Annotated in this window: 14 protein-coding genes; 4 read left to right on the top strand and 10 right to left on the bottom strand. The window is 56.1% G+C overall.

What is annotated here, in order from left to right; genetic code table 11:
* Positions 1 to 11: 11 nt before the first annotated feature.
* The 3 genes from EDC14_RS19060 to EDC14_RS19050 all read right to left on the bottom strand — a co-directional run bounded on the left by EDC14_RS19060 (position 12) and on the right by EDC14_RS19050 (position 3,110).
* Entirely contained in the window at positions 12 to 863 is an 852-nt protein-coding gene (locus EDC14_RS19060; protein ID WP_132015907.1) for a sugar ABC transporter permease, read from the bottom strand.
* On the bottom strand, positions 863 to 1,738 hold the full coding sequence (locus EDC14_RS19055; protein WP_132015906.1) for a carbohydrate ABC transporter permease: 876 nt from the start codon (positions 1,736 to 1,738) through the stop codon (positions 863 to 865). The genes EDC14_RS19060 and EDC14_RS19055 overlap by 1 nt, the downstream gene beginning before the upstream one ends.
* Positions 1,739 to 1,862: 124 nt before the next feature.
* On the bottom strand, positions 1,863 to 3,110 hold the full coding sequence (locus tag EDC14_RS19050; RefSeq protein WP_165908137.1) for a sugar ABC transporter substrate-binding protein: 1,248 nt from the start codon (positions 3,108 to 3,110) through the stop codon (positions 1,863 to 1,865).
* An 865-nt stretch (positions 3,111 to 3,975) separates the two neighbouring features.
* Here EDC14_RS19050 and EDC14_RS19045 point away from each other — a divergent pair.
* Together EDC14_RS19045 and EDC14_RS19040 are read left to right on the top strand one after the other, a co-directional pair.
* On the top strand, positions 3,976 to 5,538 hold the full coding sequence (locus EDC14_RS19045) for a carbohydrate porin (protein WP_165908136.1): 1,563 nt from the start codon (positions 3,976 to 3,978) through the stop codon (positions 5,536 to 5,538).
* A 109-nt stretch (positions 5,539 to 5,647) separates the two neighbouring features.
* Positions 5,648 to 7,213, top strand: coding sequence for an alpha-amylase (locus EDC14_RS19040; protein WP_243663028.1), 1,566 nt, complete (start codon positions 5,648 to 5,650; stop codon positions 7,211 to 7,213).
* Positions 7,214 to 7,385: 172 nt separating this feature from the next.
* Here the strand turns inward: EDC14_RS19040 and EDC14_RS19035 are convergent, their stop codons facing one another.
* The 7 genes from EDC14_RS19035 to EDC14_RS19005 all read right to left on the bottom strand — a co-directional run bounded on the left by EDC14_RS19035 (position 7,386) and on the right by EDC14_RS19005 (position 14,388).
* Positions 7,386 to 7,835, bottom strand: a complete 450-nt coding sequence (locus tag EDC14_RS19035; RefSeq protein WP_132015902.1) for a TPM domain-containing protein — start codon at positions 7,833 to 7,835, stop codon at positions 7,386 to 7,388.
* A gap of 12 nt (positions 7,836 to 7,847) precedes the next feature.
* The gene (locus EDC14_RS19030) at positions 7,848 to 8,630 is read right to left on the bottom strand and encodes a TPM domain-containing protein (protein WP_132015901.1); all 783 of its coding nucleotides are present in this window, start codon (positions 8,628 to 8,630) and stop codon (positions 7,848 to 7,850) included.
* A 275-nt stretch (positions 8,631 to 8,905) separates the two neighbouring features.
* Positions 8,906 to 9,478, bottom strand: a complete 573-nt coding sequence (locus tag EDC14_RS19025; RefSeq protein ID WP_132015900.1) for a LemA family protein — start codon at positions 9,476 to 9,478, stop codon at positions 8,906 to 8,908.
* Positions 9,479 to 9,605: 127 nt separating this feature from the next.
* Positions 9,606 to 11,060: an arabinan endo-1,5-alpha-L-arabinosidase gene (locus tag EDC14_RS19020; protein WP_132015899.1), complete on the bottom strand. Its 1,455-nt coding sequence runs from the start codon at positions 11,058 to 11,060 to the stop codon at positions 9,606 to 9,608.
* A gap of 165 nt (positions 11,061 to 11,225) precedes the next feature.
* Entirely contained in the window at positions 11,226 to 12,071 is an 846-nt protein-coding gene (locus EDC14_RS19015) for a carbohydrate ABC transporter permease (protein ID WP_424337422.1), read from the bottom strand.
* A 3-nt stretch (positions 12,072 to 12,074) separates the two neighbouring features.
* Complete coding sequence (locus EDC14_RS19010; protein ID WP_132015898.1) at positions 12,075 to 12,989, bottom strand: carbohydrate ABC transporter permease; 915 nt, start codon at positions 12,987 to 12,989, stop codon at positions 12,075 to 12,077.
* Positions 12,990 to 13,044: 55 nt separating this feature from the next.
* Entirely contained in the window at positions 13,045 to 14,388 is a 1,344-nt protein-coding gene (locus EDC14_RS19005) for an ABC transporter substrate-binding protein (RefSeq protein WP_243663026.1), read from the bottom strand.
* 547 nt (positions 14,389 to 14,935) lie between these two features.
* Here EDC14_RS19005 and EDC14_RS19000 point away from each other — a divergent pair.
* Positions 14,936 to 15,847, top strand: a complete 912-nt coding sequence (locus tag EDC14_RS19000) for an ArsR/SmtB family transcription factor (RefSeq protein WP_132015897.1) — start codon at positions 14,936 to 14,938, stop codon at positions 15,845 to 15,847.
* Positions 15,848 to 16,808: 961 nt separating this feature from the next.
* Positions 16,809 to 16,946: DUF559 domain-containing protein (locus EDC14_RS18995; RefSeq protein ID WP_341540175.1), on the top strand; the 138-nt coding region annotated here is incomplete at its 3' end.

The following is a 16,946-nucleotide window of genomic DNA, read 5'->3' as shown; positions in this document are numbered from 1 at the left end:
CGGCGTTCCGCTCATTCGCGAACCCCGCCGAGCGTCAGCCCGCTGATGAAAAACTTGGACATGGCGATATAGAGCACGATCACCGGCAGCGCGGTCACCAGGCAGGCGGCGCTAAAGATCCCCCAATCGGCGCCGAGCGACCCGGTCATATTGAAAATCCCCACCGGCAGGGTGTGCAGCTCGGTATCGGTGAAGACGATATTGGCGGTAACGAACTCATTCCAGGTGGCCATGAAGGTATTGAGCAGGACCACTCCCAACGCCGGAATGGAAAGGGGCAGCATGATGCCCCAGAGCACTTGGGCGAAGTTGGCCCCGTCGAGATAGGCGCTCTCCTCGAACGAGCGGGGGATGGTGTCGAAATACCCTTTGAGCACCCAGACGCTGAAGGGCACCGTCAAGGCGATATAGGGAACGATGCCGCCGCCGTAATGGTTGAGCAGCCCGAAATTCTTCAGCAGGATATAGGTAGGCAAGAGCATCATCGGCGCCGGAAAAATCTGGGTCAACAGAAAGGCCAGCAGTCCCAGATTGCGGCCGCGGAACCGGAAACGCGAAAAGGCGTAGCCTGCCGCGACCGCGATGGCGATGGACAACACCGTCGAGGACAGGGCCACGATCAGGCTGTTCTTCAGCCAGGTGAAATAGGGCCGGACCCACAGGGCGGTATGGAAATTCTTGAATGTGGCATTCCTGGGGATCAGGCTCAGATCGGTCGAAAACAGGCTGCTGGCCGGCCGCAACGCGATCTTGACGATGTCCAGCAGCGGATAGAGACTGATAAAAGCCATGGTGACCAGCACCGCGTAGATGAAGATGATCTTGCCCAGGGAGTCGTTTTTGTTAAACTTTTCGCTGCGCATCAGTCGTAAACCCCTTCCCCGCTCCGCATCAGCTTCAGATAGGACGAAGCGAACAACGCCAGGATCAGGAAGATCAGCACCGAGAAGGTGGCCGCCTTGGAATAATTGAAATAGGTGAAGGCATCCTTGTATACCCGGGAGACCAGGATCTGGGTCTGATTGTCGCCGGTCCGGCCGGTCATCATATAGATGACATTGACCATATTAAAGGTCCAGACCGTCGAGAGCACGATGGCCGGGGTCATCACCGGCTTCAACAGCGGCAGGGTGATATGGCGGTGCTTCTGCCAGCTCTTGATGCCGTCGATCGCCGCCACCTCGTACAGTTCCGCCGGGATGCTCTGCATCGCGCCGAGGGCGATCACCATCATGAAGGGAACCCCCAGCCAGATGTTGGTGATGATGCAGGCGATAAAAGTCCAGGCGGGATCGGACAGCCACGAGATGGAGGTGATCCCCAGTCGGTTCAGGATAATGTCGATGGTGCCGTATTGAGCCTGAAACATGTTCCGCCAGGTCAGCACCGCGATATACTGGGGCACGGCCCAGGGCAGCATCAGCAGCACCCGCAGCAGGTTCTTGAAAGGCAGCTTCCGGTTGAGCAGAATCGCCAGGCCCAGGCCGATCAGCACCGTCAAGGTCACGTTCACCACGGTCCAGACCACCGTCCGCCACGCGGTAGTGTACAACTCGGGGTCAGTCAGCACACTGAGATAGTTCTTCAGACCGACGTACTGATACTGGAGGAAATGGTACAGATTCATATTGGTGAATGAGAGCTGGACCCCGAAGACCAGCGGATAGCCGATCATGAATAACAATACCAGTAACGCCGGCCCGATCAACAGATAGGGCGTACTCCGTTTGACGATCAAAAAAATCCCTCCTTACGCCATCGCCCGCCAGCGGCGGGGAGCCGCCCGGAACGCGCGGCCGACGGCGACGCTGAGGGGAACAAACCACTCCGTTCATCCCCCTCAAACCATCCCGCCCGGCGAGTTACTCGCCGAACATGTTCCGTTTCAATTTCAACGCCTCTTCCTGCATCACTCTGGGCGCGTCCTCCGGTTTGAGCCGGCCGCCCATCACCATGGCCATGGTCGATTTCATGGCATCCCAGACACAGCGCATCTCGGGCCGGCCCGGCATGGGAAGCGATTTTTTCATCTGTTCGGAAAGGGCCTTGACCTTCGGATCGTTCTTGACGTAGGCGTTGGCGAGGGCTTTTTTATGGGTCGGAATCTCCGAAACCATCTTGGCGTATTTCAGTTGATTCTCCGGGCTGTTGATATAGGCGACGAATTTCTTGACCGCCGCCGCCCGTTTGGAGTCTTTGGCCAGATTGGGATTGAGGATCAGGACTTTGGCGCCGCTATAGGGGGCCGGCCAGCCGGCGTCATCCAGTTTGGGGATGTTGGCCAGGCCGTAATTGACTTTGGCCTCATCCAGCTGCGGGAAAAGCCAGGGGCCGCAGATGGTCATCGCCGCCTTGCCCTCTTTGAAGAGGCCGTTGGCCACGTCGGAGTTGGCCTCTTTGGGCGTGATCCGGTAGGTAAACTTGAAATCGTACACCAATTTGACCATTTTCCGCATGGCCTCGGTGTTCAAGGTGATATTGCCCTTGTCGTCGAAGACGCTGCCGCCGTACCCGCCGAGGAAGCCGATGATGAAGAAGGGTTCGACCATGTCATAGGCCAATCCGTACTGCTCGGTCCCCCGGGTCAGCTGCTTGGCCTTGGCGATCAGCTCGTTCATGGTCTTCGGGGGCTGCGGCAGGAGCGCCTTGTTATAGATCAACAAGACACAGTTGCCGAGGCGGTAAGGGATGCCGTAAATCTTGCCCCGGTACTTGTAGGCGTTCAGCATCTCCGGGTCAAACTGGTTATAAAAGCTTTTCGGGAAAAAGTCGTCCAACGCCAGGGCGGTTCCCGCCTCGACAAACAATCCGATGCTGTCATGGGGCGCAAAGGTGATATCGGGGCCGGCGCCGGCCGCCACCTGGTTCTGCCAGTTGGTGCGGATATCGTTGTCGTTGTTATGGATCCGTTTGACAACGATGCCGGGGTTTTTGTCGGTGAATTTCTGCAGATAGGAACGCCAGAAATCCTCTTTGTAGACATTGGGGTCGTCAAACTCCGAGAAAACGATCTCGACCGGGCTGGGTTTCGCCCAGGCCATGGGGACCGCGGACACCGCCAACAACACCGCCAGGACCATCCAGAAGATTTTGCTCAGCTTCCCACTCATTGCGTTTTGATTCCTCCCTTTCATTTTTACGAAAACGACTGATCCAAGGAAGTCTTTTCGCCTTAATGCATCCGTTTGCACTTTTTGTTCCCAAAAACGCCGTTCAGCCGCGTTTTCTCCTCCAAGATACCATCCTGGGATATGCGGCTCCGGTCGAAAAATCCCTTCAATCGCAAGGGTTCAAGTGCAACCCCCGTTTTCACCGACCATCCGTCTTAAGAAACACCGGGAGCAATCCCCTACAGAGATTTTTGGAAATATAGTGCAAACGCTTGTATCAAATATTACCATTATATTACTGACCCGTCAACGGGAATTCGTGAGAATCGCATCCCATTCGATCCCAGCATTTTATAAAGTTTCATTGCTATACGAGCTGTATAATCCAATATTTTATGTTCTTCATTTCCTCGAACACGCCCAGAAAAATTTATTTGATGTAATTTTTTTATTTCAAATCGGTAAAAAATATTTCCAAAAAAGAAGGACTATCCCCATCGACGGCTAATTATTTAGGCAAACGTTTGCAGAAATTGATTTTCCCATCGCACTCTTTGGAAAACCTTCGCCAGAGCTTGTTATGAAGCGAATATCACAGTCTTTGCATTGATGATTGCCGGTCGAGGGGTTGCATTCGGGGTTCCCTATCGAGAAAACTTCCCGCACGCCATTCTGCGCTTCTCGGGCTGGATTTCCGTATATATTTTACGCAAGCGATTGCATGATTTCCGTTTTCGATGAACCTTTGAGGGCGTTTTCCATGGCTTTGAAGACTCCCTTAATCGAAAAGGCCGCGGAAGGAGATGAGGCCAGGCTTAATTGCAGTGATTGGGGTGCCTATATTTTTATTTTAAGGAGGATTGAAATGAAGAAGTTTTCCCTGTTGCTTGCGGTATGGATGGTTTTGCTGTTCGGACTGCCCGCGCTGGCCGGGACCAGCGTCAATGGAAGTGACGTCACCTTTACGTTCAAAGCTCCGGACGCCACCGCGGTCTATCTCTCCGGCTCCTTCAACAGTTGGAATCCGGCCGGGCAAAAAATGTCCAAAGGCGCCGACGGCGTCTGGTCGGTGACCATTCCGTTGAAACCCGGCACCTACCAATACAAGTTTGTGGTCGACGGCACCTGGACTCCCGACCCCGACGCCACCAGCACGGTGGATGACGGCTATGGCGGGAAGAACGCCGTCCTGTTGGTCCGCGAAAAAAGCGCCGCCGCTGCCGGGGCCGATGATGCCCGGCTCAGCAAGGTCGAAGCCGATATCGCCGCGATCAAGGCCGCGGATCAGGGCTTCAGTTTCCACGGCTATGCCCGGACCGGCATTCTGGTGGATGACGACAAGGAACATCAGACCGGCTCATTCCAGGTCAATGGCGCCTGGGCCAAGTACCGCCTCGGCAACGAGCCGGATACCTTCATCGAGAACACTCTGGAAAAGAAATGGCGGCTGGATAACGGCTCTTACGCCCTGGTTCATTTCTTGTATTGCCATCAAAGCATTACCAATGGCGGCGGCTGGCAAGCCCCCATCCAGGCAGACGGCGACTCCGACACCAGCTTTTTCATGCGGGAATCCTATGCGGAAATCGGCAACCTGCCCGAGCTGGGCAACTTGACTTTCTGGGCCGGCCAACGGTATTACCGGCGTGACGATATCCATATCATCGACTGGTACTGGCGCGACTTCACCGGCGTCGGCGCCGGCGTTCAAGGCATTAAAGTTGGGGATTACCAATTGGACCTCGCCTACATGGCTCATTCCGGGTACCGGAACAACGATCCCAATTCCAACGAATTGCTCGACAATTCGCTGATTTTCACCCTCAGCGGCGTCAAGGCCGGACCGGGAAGCTTCGATTTTGATCTGGTCGCTTCGAGTGAAAAGGATAACTCGGCGGCCGGTAAGGATGGCGATGGGCTGATCTTTACCGGCAAGTATTCCATCGGCAGCTTTTTCGGGCTGACCGAAGGCTCTTCCATGGTCGGGCTTTATTACGGAAAAGGCCTCGCCACCTATGGCCTGGACGCGGTCAATCCGCCGGACAATAATAAAAACGCCAAACTGACCAAACTGGTGACCAGCGGCGTCAGCCAGATCACCGAAAAATTCGAGATCCAGCCGGTCCTGGTCTATTTGAAACAGGAGAATGAAGACTGGAATCTGGACCAAACCTGGAAATCCATCGGCTGCCGCCCGGTGTATCACTTCACCAAGAACTTCGCGCTCCAATTCGAGGCGGGTTACGATCAGGTCGAAACCAAGAATCAAAACGATGTTTCCGGTTCCAAACTGACCATCGCCCCCACCATAACCCTGGATACGGGCTTCTATGCCCGGCCACAGCTCAGGGTCTTCGCCTCCCGGTTCAATCCCGATCAAGGCGATTCCTATATGACTTACGGGGTACAGATGGAGGTTTGGTGGTAATTCCTTTACTTGCTTCGTAAAAGCTCTCTTCCTCCAGGAGGGAACTCCTCAAAAAAGAGGAGTTCCCTCCAAAAAATCCGCCAACTGCAAATGAATTGGGGGTATGGCCTTGGCAAAATATCGAAATCGTTTCCTCCCGCTCTTGCTCATTTTCCTGTGGATCGCTACGGTTGCCGTCTTTTCCGGTTGCGGCGGCCGCGCCAAAAGCAATAGCAACATTCCGGGTTACGGCGGTGAGATTCCGGCCGAGCCCAATTATGCCAAACCGCCGGCCGGCGACAACCAGACCCTGCTGCAGGGTTTTTACTGGGAGATGAACACCGGCGCGTACGCGGGAAAATATCCGGAAGAGGCCAATCTCTGGAACCTGCTGGCCAGCCGCGCCGGCGAGCTGGCCAACGCGGGGGTGACCGCGGTATGGTTGCCGCCGGCCAACAAAGGAATGGCCGGCGCGAGTAGCGTGGGATACGATACCTACGACCTCTGGGATCTGGGCGAATTTAACCAGAAAGGAAGCACCCGGACCAAATATGGCACCAAGGCGGAGTTGCTCTCGGCCATCGGTGCTCTCCACGGCGCGGGCATTAAAGTCTATTATGATGCGGTTCTAAATCACCGGATGGGCGCGGACCAGAGCGAGACCGTTCCGTTGGCGGACGGCGGCAGCACCGGCGCCTGGACCGGCTTCACCTTTGCCGGACGGAACGGCGCTTATTACCCCGCCACTTGGAACTGGCGGAATTTCAACAGCGCCGACGGCCGGCTCTTTGAGGGCAAGTCCTGGAACGACAGCTTCGACGAGGATTATCTGATGGGCTCCAACGTCGATTATACCGTCCCGGCGGTCCGCGACGAGCTGGACGCCTGGGGCGACTGGATTATCAACACCATCGGCTGCGACGGTTTCCGGCTCGATGCGATCAAGCATGTCAGCAGTTCCTTCACCAATCATTGGATTGAATCCGTCCGGGGGAAGTCTCCCGCCAAAAACCCGTTTTTTGTGGGCGAAGCCTGGTTTGAGGAACGCTCCCGGCTCAAGGCTTATCTGGCGGCGGTCAGCAATAGCAGCCTGAGGGTCTTCGACTTCCCGCTGCGGGCCGTTTTCGCCCAACTGTCCGGTTCCGGCGGCGGGTTTAACCTGGCCACGCTGGCCGGGGCCGGCTTGGTCAATGATCCCGGCGATCGCGACCGGGCGGTCACCTTCGTCGACAGCCACGATACCGACCGCGACGGCCAGGCGACTCCGATTCGCCAATACAAATACCAGGCTTACGCCTATATTTTGCTGCGGGAACACGGCATCCCGGATGTTTTTTGGAAAGATTTCTACACTTACGGAATGAAAGAGGGGCTGACCCGGTTGTTGAAGGCCAGAAAATACTTCGCTTACGGGCCGGGTTACGAGGTCTCCAATAACGACAACGACGTATATGGCTATGTCCGGGCCGGCGACGGCAGCGCCGGGCGGGGCCTGGTGCTGCTGATCGCCGACGGCCCGGCCGGCGGAACCGGGACCGCCGTCAAAAGCATCAACTCCCGCCAGCCCAATACCACCTATTACGATTATACCGGCCATTTCACGGAGACGGTCACCACCGACGCCAACGGCTACGCCGAATTCAAAGTGAAACTGAACGCCGCGGACGGCTGGTCGATCTGGGTGCCGGTGCTTTAATGGGTTTGCACCCAGAGACCGCACCCCGGTCCTTGACGGCAAAAAACCAGCCGGTCCATACCCGGCTGGTTTTCGATAACAGCCCGGCCGCCCTCACGGTCCTAACCATGGAGCGGCCTCATTTCCTTGTTTGATTGGGAGAGGATTTGCAGCGTCCCTCAACGGCAACCGCTCAATATCCTTCCGAGATCTCGTTGGTCAGCTCGTTCACATCATCGGCCCGGCAGGGAAAATTCTTGCGCAAATGCTCCCCCACCGAGAGGATCCCCTGGCAGACTCCTTCCGCGAAATGGCCTTCCCGGAACTGCCGCCGCATCGCTTCCTTGGTCTCTTCCCAGAAGTGCTCGGGCACCACCGCGTCGATCCCGGCGTCGCCGATGATCGCGAATTTACGATCGCTCACCGCCAGATAGATCAATACGCCATTCCGCAACGCGGTCCCGGCCATGCCGAGCTGAGTGAAGACATGTTTGGCCCGGTCCATGGGGTCGCCGCCGCCGCCGTTTTCGACATGCACCCGGATCTCGCCGCTGGTCGCTTTTTCGGCCTGGCCGATCGCGGCCATGATCCGTTCCTTCTCCTGAGGCGAGAAGAAACGCCGCGCCTTGTGAATTTCAATCATCTCCGCCACCTCCTACCAATCGCCGCTGGCGCCGCCGCCACCGAAACTCCCGCCGCCGCCGCTGAATCCGCCGCCTCCGCCGGAACCGCCGCCCCAACCGGAACCCGATCCGCCGCCGAAACCGCCGCCGCCCCAATACCAGGGCTCGCTATAACCGCGGCGCAGCCGGCCTTGACGCACCTGGTTGCCCCGGTTGCCGGCCATGCTGACGAAGGCGAAGATGACCAGTCCCACCACCAGCGCGGCCGGAAAGGAACGGTCCCGCTCCGGGCGGCTCCTCACCGGAGCCGGCTGGTCGGCCAGGGTATAGCCGGGGCTGATGGCGCCGATGAGCGCGGCCGCGCCGGCCCGGATCCCGCCGCCAAAATCGCCGGCCTTGAAACGGGGGCTGATCGCGTCGCGAATAATCGTGCCCGCCTTGCCGTCGGGGACCGCGCTCTCCAGTCCGTAACCGACCTCGATCCGGATCTTCCGCTCAGCCTTGGCCACGAAGAGAATAATCCCGTTATCCTTGCCTTTCTGGCCCGGCTTATTCAGCTCGAACAAGGCTTCCGTGAATTCGACCGTTTCCCGGTCCTCCAGCGTGGGCACGGTCACCACCAGGATCTGGTTGCCGGTATCCTGATCGTACTTCCACAGCTCCCGGCCGAGCTGCTGCCGCTCGCCCTCGCTCATCAGCCCCGCCCGGTCCGTCACATACCCCTTGATCGGAAACGGCTCCAGCGCCAGCGCCGCGCCGGCGAATCCCGCCAAAAAAAGAAAGGCGATGATCAAAGAGAACCATCGCTTATTCATTCGCACGCCTCCTAAAAACGTTGTGGTGAACCCCGGCCGACAGGCCGGGGAAGGTCACAACGATGATCCGAAGTGAAAAAGTCAACACAGTGACTTTTTATCACATGGCTTCTCTTTCAACCCAAATCAGCAAGCCAGCCGGGTATTTATGCCCGGTTACAAGGCGGAAGAACCTTCGGCCCCGTTTTGGGACGAAATATTCTGCTTAAAATTAAGTTAAAATAAATTTTTTGCCTTCACAATCTGCGAAATCCGTTGAATCCGGCGAATCCGGGTTAGAACTTCACCTGCGGGTTCTCCCTGGCGCTCTGGGGCACCTCAAAATAGTCCATCTTTTGCAGGCCCATCATCCCCGCGAAGATACTGCCCGGGAAGAGCTGGATCTTATTGTTGTACTCTTTCACCAGGTCATTATAGCGTTTCCGTTCCACCGCCAAACGATTCTCGGTCCCCTCCAGGTTATCCATCAAGCGGTTGAACTGTTCGTTCGCCTTCAACTGCGGATAATTCTCGACCACCACCATCAAGCGGCTGAGCGCCGAGGTCAACGCGGCATCGGCGGCGGCCTTCTCCCGGACATTGCCGGCCTGCATCATCCGGCCCCGGGCGTCGGCGATGTTGGTGAAGATCTCTTTCTCATGCGCAGCGTAGCCTTTGACGGTATTGACCAGATTCGGAATCAGGTCATAGCGTCGCTGCAACTGGTTGTCGACCTGCTTCATCTGGGCCTCGGTCTCGTTCCTGAGCACCGTGACGCTGTTGTAGAAGCCAAAATACATTCCCACCGGGATCATAATCAAAATGATCAGCACGACGACGACTGCCAAGACAATGAATAATTTGTTCAAATATCATCCCTCCTACCCAACTGAAAACGCAAACCCGGCCAAAAAGTTTCGTAGTTATCTCGGGCTGACTCCATTTTAACATAAGAACCGGCGGGGTTCACCACAAGTTTATGATTTGCGTTGACTTTCATCGACTTGATGATTCGGTCATCTTTCCCCAGATGGCGATCCCTTGGGGATCGATACCCGTAAAGACCAGGGTCCTGCGCCGCTCTTCCCAATCCCACGCGGGCAATACCCTGCATTCATAGGTTGAGACTTGCCCCGTATCCGAATCCTGCAAATGCAGGATCAACGTATTGTCCGGAGCGAACTCCCAACTGCCTTTCGCTGCGGCGCCGTCAATCCGGCCATCGGCCGACAATCGGAGCGGCGCGGACGACAGCTGCAAATTATCGTCCTTGGCCAGCACGATGACTTCCCAAACCCCCGCTATTCTTTCCTTGGCGATGTCTTGTTCCCTCTCGCCGGCATAGCGTTCCGGGGAGAGCAGCGGCCATCCGTCCCGGGACCAAAGCATCTTCCGCACCTGGAGGTAGAACCAGTTCTTGTCCCGGTCCCCTCTGGCATGGTGCAACAGATAATATTCTTCCCCGTCTTGCAAAACGGAGTTATGGCCCGGCGCGATCCAGCCGTCCGCATTGCCGAACCGGTAGCCGCCCAAAATCTTGTTGCCCACTGCCGCAGGCTCCGTCCGGGTGTCCGTCAGCGCCACCCCGTTGGCGTCCACATAGGGTCCGTCGATCCTGTCGGACCGGCCGACCCGGACGTTATAATCCTTGAACAGTGAATCATAGGATACAAAGAGATAATATTTCTTATACCCGGGATGATAAATAAGATAAGCGCCTTCGATCGCGCCGTGCACACTGAGGGAGCGGGAGGCCAGCAATTTTCCAACCCCCTTTTCCAGCGGCTTTCCGGTTTTTTGGTCGAGCCGGACGATATGGATCCCCGACCAGAACGAGCCATAGGCCAGCCATAGATCGCCGGCGCTGTCGTAGACGACATTGGGATCGATGGCGTTGACCCGGTCCCCAATATCGGTCTTGAGCACTTCGCCGAGGTCTTCCCATGGCCCGGTGAGCCGCTTGCTCCGGGCGACGCCGATGAACGAGCGGTTCTTGCCGAAAGTCGACGCCGAATAATACAGGTAGTAATGAGCGCCGATCCGGGTCACGTCGGGCGCCCAAAGACCGGTCGCCCCCGTCCATTCCCGGGCTTTCCGGGGCACGCCGCCCAAGGCTTGCCCGATCCAGCTCCAGTGGATCAGATCGCGGGACTTCCGGACTTGGATCCCGGGCCGGGCCACATCGGCCAAACTGGCGTCGGTCGAAAAGACGTAATAGGTATCCCCGTCCCGATAGACGGCGGGATCGTGCACATTGAGATTTCCCCAGGCATCCGGCCGGCCGAGGAGCGAAAAGTCATAGAGCCGCTCCCCTGGCGGCTCCGTTGGCGGATTGGCCGTTGCAATGTCTTTCACAAGGCGGGAAGCATCGGAAACGGCCAACCCGCCAAACGACAGGACCATGACCAATAGCGCGCCAAGAGCGAGCGCTCTGAAGATCGGTTTGAACATCTCGGCAACCCCTCCTGAAATCCTCGGCCATTATAGCATTTTGAGAAAGCGTAAACGGCTTGACTCGCGAAAAGTGCGGTGAAGCATTCGCGCTTTGCGCTCCAAACCCGTCATCGCTTTCGCAAAATGCTGTACCATTTGCCGCCGGCGCGGCGGAACGGCTCACTACTCCTTGACGCTCCCGGCCGTCATCCCGGCGATGAAATACTTCTGGAAATACAGGAACAAAATGAAGATCGGGATAATGGAGAAGCAAGACCCGACAATCAATAGATCGTAGTTATTTCCATAGGGTGTGAGCAGCGTATTGAGCCCGATCGGCAGGGTGAATTTTTCGGAACTCCGCAACACCAGTAGCGGCCAGAGAAAATTATTCCAGCTGCCCATGGCCGAAAGGATCCCCATCGCGGCGAAGGCCGGCTTCATCAGGGGGAAGATCAGCCGGGCGAAGATCCCGTATTCGGAGGCGCCGTCCACCCGCCCGGCGTCAATGAGCGAACGCGGTATCCCGCCCAGGTATTGCTTGAAAAAGAAGATCGTCGAAGCGTTGGCCATGTAGGGGAGGATGATGCCGGAGAACGTATCCACCAGGCGGATGGCGATGATCTGTTGGTAGAGCGGGAGCATCAGGATTTCAAAAGGAACCATCATGATCAGCAGCACGCAAATGAACAGCGTCCTTTTAAACCGGAAATCATAGATCGCGAAGCCGTAGCCCACGGCGGCGCTGACCAGCAGCGTCAATGCAGACTGGAAGGCGGTCAGGATCACGCTGTTTTTGAACCAGACGAAATAGGGATGGTCGCCGGCGAACAAAAAGACATAGTTGGCGAGGGACATTATCTGAAAGTCCAGGTTCAGGTTGAGTCCGTAACGGATCAGATCCTTGCCCGGTTTGAACGATGCAATCAGAATCGCCGCAAAAGGAATCAGAACGAGGACGGCAAGGAAAACGAAGAACCCCAGCAGCAGGATTTTAGGCCAAGTTTGACTGGCTCGCATCGATCGCATTCCTCACTCCCCCTCCTTTTTCAAAACGCCGGTCAGGCGCAGCTGCGCCAGGTTGATCAGCATCGCCAGCGCCAACAGCACCAGGCCGACCGCGGAGGCGTAGCCCATGCGGTTCTTCTCAATGCCTTGCCGATAGAGATAGCCGACGATCGTCAGGCCGATATTGTCGGGCGAATTATTGTTGGTCCACAGCATGTAGCTTTCGAGAAACATCGCCAGACCCGCGTAGACGCTGATGGTCGAGACATAAATGGTGATCGGTTTCAATAACGGCATGGTAATCCGGAAGAATTTTTGCCAGGCATTGGCGCCGTCGATCTCGGCCGACTCGTAGAATTCCTGGGGAATGCTTTTCAGGCCGGAGAGAAAATACAAGATATTCACCCCGGTCCAGCGCCAACAGGCCAGCACGATCAGGGCGCCGAACCCGGTCGTCTGCATTTTCAGCCATTTGATGGGTTCGTGATGGAAATAGCCGAGCAGCTGGTTCATGAACGAACCGGGGAGTTCTCCGAAGATCAGCCGGAAGATGGTGCCCGCCACCACCAGCGAGGTCAGCACCGGGATGAATAGGACCGATTTGAAGAATTCCCCGCCGATCATGATCTTGCTGTGAATAAAGCAGGCGAAGACCATGGGAAACGGGATGAGCAGCGCCACGGTCAAGACCATGTACAGAAAGCTGTTGGCGACCGCTTTCCAAAACACTTCGTCGTGAAAAAGCTTGGTATAGTTGTCAAGGCCGATGAATTCCACTTCGCCGGGCAAGACGGACTGAAAACTCATCACTGTGGTGTTGGCGAGGGGATAAACGAAGAAAATCGCAAAAGTAAGGAAAAAAGCGGACACAAAGACGTAGGGCGCCAACTTTTGCGAATACACCAGTTTTTTGAGGCCGGCCACAAATATCTCTCCCATCCGTCCCGATATTAAATTCCATCGGGATGCCTCCCGATGGAATTGTGCGGTTTCATCAAATCCTTACCATGGTTGGCACTGAAGTTGGAAGGCTAGTTCTGAGTTCGTTCTCGATCTGAGCCTGCGCATCCCTGAGGAGCGGCGCGGGATTGGCCAGCTTTTCGAAGAGCTTATTCTGGACCTGCGTCCCTAGCAGGTTATAAATGGCGGGGCTCGCCGCCACCGAACGGTGCAGCGCGATTTCGTTTTTGATCTCGTTGAGCACGTCGAAGGGATTATTCTTAAAGTACTTGACATAGGCGTTGTTCGGATTATGCGTCACTTTCTGATTCTGCCAGATCCCGGTGTTGACCGGGTCAAAGCCCAATACCTCCCAGATCTGAATGTTGGCGGTCTCCGAGAGCTTGGCGAAGGCCAGAAAATCCTTGGCCAGCTTGATATTTTTGGCGGTCTTGGTCACCACCGTGCCCGTGCCGCCGAGCCCCACCGAACGGGGCATCCCTTTTTGGAAGACCGGAACCGGGGCGATGGCGATCTTCCCCTTCAGATCGGTCATATAATCCTTGAACCGGGACATGAACCAGAGCGGCATGATCACGTTGGCCACCTTGCCGCCGTTGATGAAGCCGAAACCCTCCTCGGTGTCGGGCTGGCCGCCCGGGCAGACCGCAATGAGGCCCTCTTTCAGCATCTGTTGGAGCAGGGTGACTGATTTCAGCATCTCCGGCGAATTGAGGTTGGGGGCGCCGTTCCTGGTGACGAGATCGCTGCCCTGCTGCGCCAGCATGGCCGAGATGATCCAGGTGGCGCTGGTTTCGGCGACGCCCATCAGTTTCCCGGTCTTTTTCAAAACCTGCTTGCCGGCTTGGATGTAATCATCCCAAGTCACGATCGTTTTATAATCGACGCCGGCCGCCTCCAGGATCTCGGTATTGTAGAAAGCGACTGTGGCTCCGACATGGGTCGGCAGGCCGTAGAGCTTGCCGTCCTTGCTGTAGAGATCCAGCCGGGACTGGACCACCTTGCCCCGGTAGGGTTTCACGACATCGTTCAACTCCACGAGCTGCGGTTTTCCCATCAGAAAATTCGGGAACCTGCCGACCTCGACGTCGCAAAGGTCGGGAGCGCCCGCGCCGGACTGTAGCGCCAATTGGAGCTTGTTATGCATGTCGTCATAGGGGAGAACGGTAAACTTGATATCGATCTGCCGTTTGGGATTGACTTTATTCCAGCGTTGCATCATCTCTTTATAGAATTTGCTGTGCAGTTCGACGAAAACCCACATCTCCATCCTGGTGGCCCTGGCGGCGCCGCCCGCGACGGAAAAACCGGCCAATGCAACGCACACCGCCAGGATCACCGCCATGACAGTTCTGAAACGCAAGCTCACAACCTTCATTGAACAGCCCCCTTTGTAAAATAATCTTTTTCTTCAGGTTAACATAGGGTAACGACAGTCCTGTTTCTATTATCTTACAAATGCTTCCAAGGATCAATCTTTATTTTAGTTTATTATAAAATGGTTTAGCTTAGAATAAATGCTTGGAGCTTGTATTTTCCGGTGACCGGCGCCGCCAAGCAACAATCGCCGCAGCTATAAATCCATTATAAGCAGGTAATCTAATTTTTTACCCCTTATGGACGCGGCCGAAACCGGGGAATCGAGAAATCGGGGAATCGAGAAATCGGGAAAATCCGTCATCTTCATTCTAAATGAATTTCATTTTATATTCTTGTAAAATAAAATGCCCATATCCCGCCGAACCCGGCGAAATGAATAGGAATTTTCCATTCGCTGTCGAATAAGGGAGAAACGGAGATAGCGATGGAAATCGCGGGCTTGCGGCAGTATTTTACCGCGGAAGACCGGCGGGCTGACTTCATGCCGCGGTTTTCCGCCCGTATCCTCACCATCGTATATTCCGTGCCAGCGAAGGAGATTTCCGATGATCCACATCACCAATCTCAAAAACAGCCTGCCGCTCTTCAAAGCCCTAAGTTCCGAGATCCGGGTTCAGATTCTGGAGCTTTTGTCTGTCCATAAGCAGCTCAACATGAACGAATTGGCGGAGAAATTGGGGCTTTCCAACGGCGCCGTCACGATGCACGTCAAGAAGCTTGAGGAGTGCGGCCTCATCCGGATCGCCACCCTCACCGCCAAGCGCGGCACGCAGAAGATCTGCAACCTGCACGAGGATAAATTCGTCATCGACATCGGCCAGCAGGAAGTTCCCCATTCCTATGAGACTGAGCTCGGCATCGGCCACTACACGGCCTACGAGATCTTTCCGACCTGCGGCATCGCCACCAAGGACAAACTCATCGGCGAAGTCGACAATCCCCGGTATTTTGCCGATCCCGAGCGGATCAACAGCGATATTCTCTGGTTCAGCAGAGGTTTCGTGGAATACCGCATCCCGAACTATCTCAAGCCGGGACAGGACTTCTCGGAGATCCAAATCTCGCTGGAGATCGGTTCCGAGGCGCCGGGAAATTGCAGCATCTGGCCGTCGGACATTCACTTCAGTCTCAATAACCTGCATATCGCGAGCTGGACCAGTCCGGGCGATTATGCGGACAGCAAAGGGATCCTGACTCCTTCCTGGTGGTTCCCGTGCTGGAACCAGTACGGCCTGCTGAAGCTCCTGACCATCAACCGCTTCGGCACCTTCATCGACGGCGTGGCAGCGTCCGAGGTCACGTTGAAGGATATCGGCCTCGATTACAAGAGCGATCTCTCCATCCGGCTCTCCATTCCCGACGATACCGAGCATATCGGCGGCTTAACCATTTACGGCAAGAATTTCGGCAACTATAGCCAAGGGATCAAAGTCCGGGTCATCTACGAACAGAATTAGGCTCAGCGCCGGGGCCGGTTTCTGCCCCGGAACTCCCGGTCCTCCCTCGGGCCTATCTTTTAGGCCATTTGCTGAAGCTTTCAAGAGGCCCAAGAGCGGGCTTACGAAAAAGCTTTCCGAGTGAAACCGAAATCTCCCAAATTGCCTTTATGCCAAAAGCCATTCGCGGAGAACTATAGTCGCCCCAAGGAGTGTCTGGCTTGCCTCCCAATTTTTCCGGTTCGAAGCAGCCCTCACCCCGGCGCAAAAAAGCATTGCGCCGACCCTCTCCCGTCAAGGGCCGGTAGAGGGTTTGGGGAACGGATTGGCTATGATAACAAGCTCGGCTCCCTTCTCCCGGCGGCCGGGAGAAGGGCTGGGGATGAGGGGCTGCGTCGAGTTGGCTTACGAAAGGGGCTTTCCGATGAAACCGAAATCCCCCAAATTGCCTTTATGCCAAAAGCCATTCGCGGGAACCAATAGTCGCCTTAAGGAATAACTGACTGCCTTCAAATCTCCGGTTCGAAGCAGCCCTCACCCCGGCGCGAAAAACCTGCGCCGACCCTCTCCCGTCAAGGGCCGGTAGAGGGTTTTGGGAACGGATTTGCTATGATAACAAGCCCGGCTCCCTTCTCCCGGCGGCCGGGAGAAGGGCTGGGGATGAGGGGCTGCATCGAGCAAGCTTACGAAAAAGCTTTCCGAGTGAAACCGAAATCTCCCAAATTGCCTTTATGCCAAAAGGCTTTCGCGGGGACCAATAGTCGTCTTAAGAAATAACTGACTGCCTTCAAATCTCCGGTTCGAAGCAGCCCTCACCCCGGCGCGAAAAAGCCTGCGCCGACCCTCTCCCGTCAAGGGCCGGTAGAGGGTTTGGGGAACGGATTGGCTATCATAACAAGCTCGGCTCCCTTCTCCCGGCCGCCGGGAGAAGGGCTGGGGATGAGGGGCTGCATCGAGTTGGCTTACGAAAGGGGCTTTCCGAGTGAAACTGAAATCTCCCTGGTATATCAATACTTTGGCGCGGGATTTGCGCAAAAATCAGACCCCGGCGGAACAGACTTTATGGGAAGCCTTACGGGACCGGCGATTAGCGGGATACAAGTTCCGCCGTCAACGAGGA

The organism is Hydrogenispora ethanolica, from assembly GCF_004340685.1.
GTDB classification, from domain to species: Bacteria; Bacillota; UBA4882; order UBA8346; family UBA8346; genus Hydrogenispora; species Hydrogenispora ethanolica.
This window is presented reverse-complemented; position numbering and strand designations above follow the sequence as displayed.

Coding starts and splice junctions, on each gene's coding strand:
- EDC14_RS19020 (WP_132015899.1), bottom strand. CDS start 11,060: ATGTTCAAACCGATCTTCAGAGCGCTCGCTCTTGGCGCGCTATTGGTC.
- EDC14_RS19000 (WP_132015897.1), top strand. CDS start 14,936: ATGATCCACATCACCAATCTCAAAAACAGCCTGCCGCTCTTCAAAGCC.
- EDC14_RS19030 (WP_132015901.1), bottom strand. CDS start 8,630: ATGAATAAGCGATGGTTCTCTTTGATCATCGCCTTTCTTTTTTTGGCG.
- EDC14_RS19015 (WP_424337422.1), bottom strand. CDS start 12,071: ATGCGATCGATGCGAGCCAGTCAAACTTGGCCTAAAATCCTGCTGCTG.
- EDC14_RS19010 (WP_132015898.1), bottom strand. CDS start 12,989: ATGGGAGAGATATTTGTGGCCGGCCTCAAAAAACTGGTGTATTCGCAA.
- EDC14_RS19060 (WP_132015907.1), bottom strand. CDS start 863: ATGCGCAGCGAAAAGTTTAACAAAAACGACTCCCTGGGCAAGATCATC.
- EDC14_RS19035 (WP_132015902.1), bottom strand. CDS start 7,835: ATGATTGAAATTCACAAGGCGCGGCGTTTCTTCTCGCCTCAGGAGAAG.
- EDC14_RS19005 (WP_243663026.1), bottom strand. CDS start 14,388: ATGAAGGTTGTGAGCTTGCGTTTCAGAACTGTCATGGCGGTGATCCTG.
- EDC14_RS19050 (WP_165908137.1), bottom strand. CDS start 3,110: ATGAGTGGGAAGCTGAGCAAAATCTTCTGGATGGTCCTGGCGGTGTTG.
- EDC14_RS19045 (WP_165908136.1), top strand. CDS start 3,976: ATGAAGAAGTTTTCCCTGTTGCTTGCGGTATGGATGGTTTTGCTGTTC.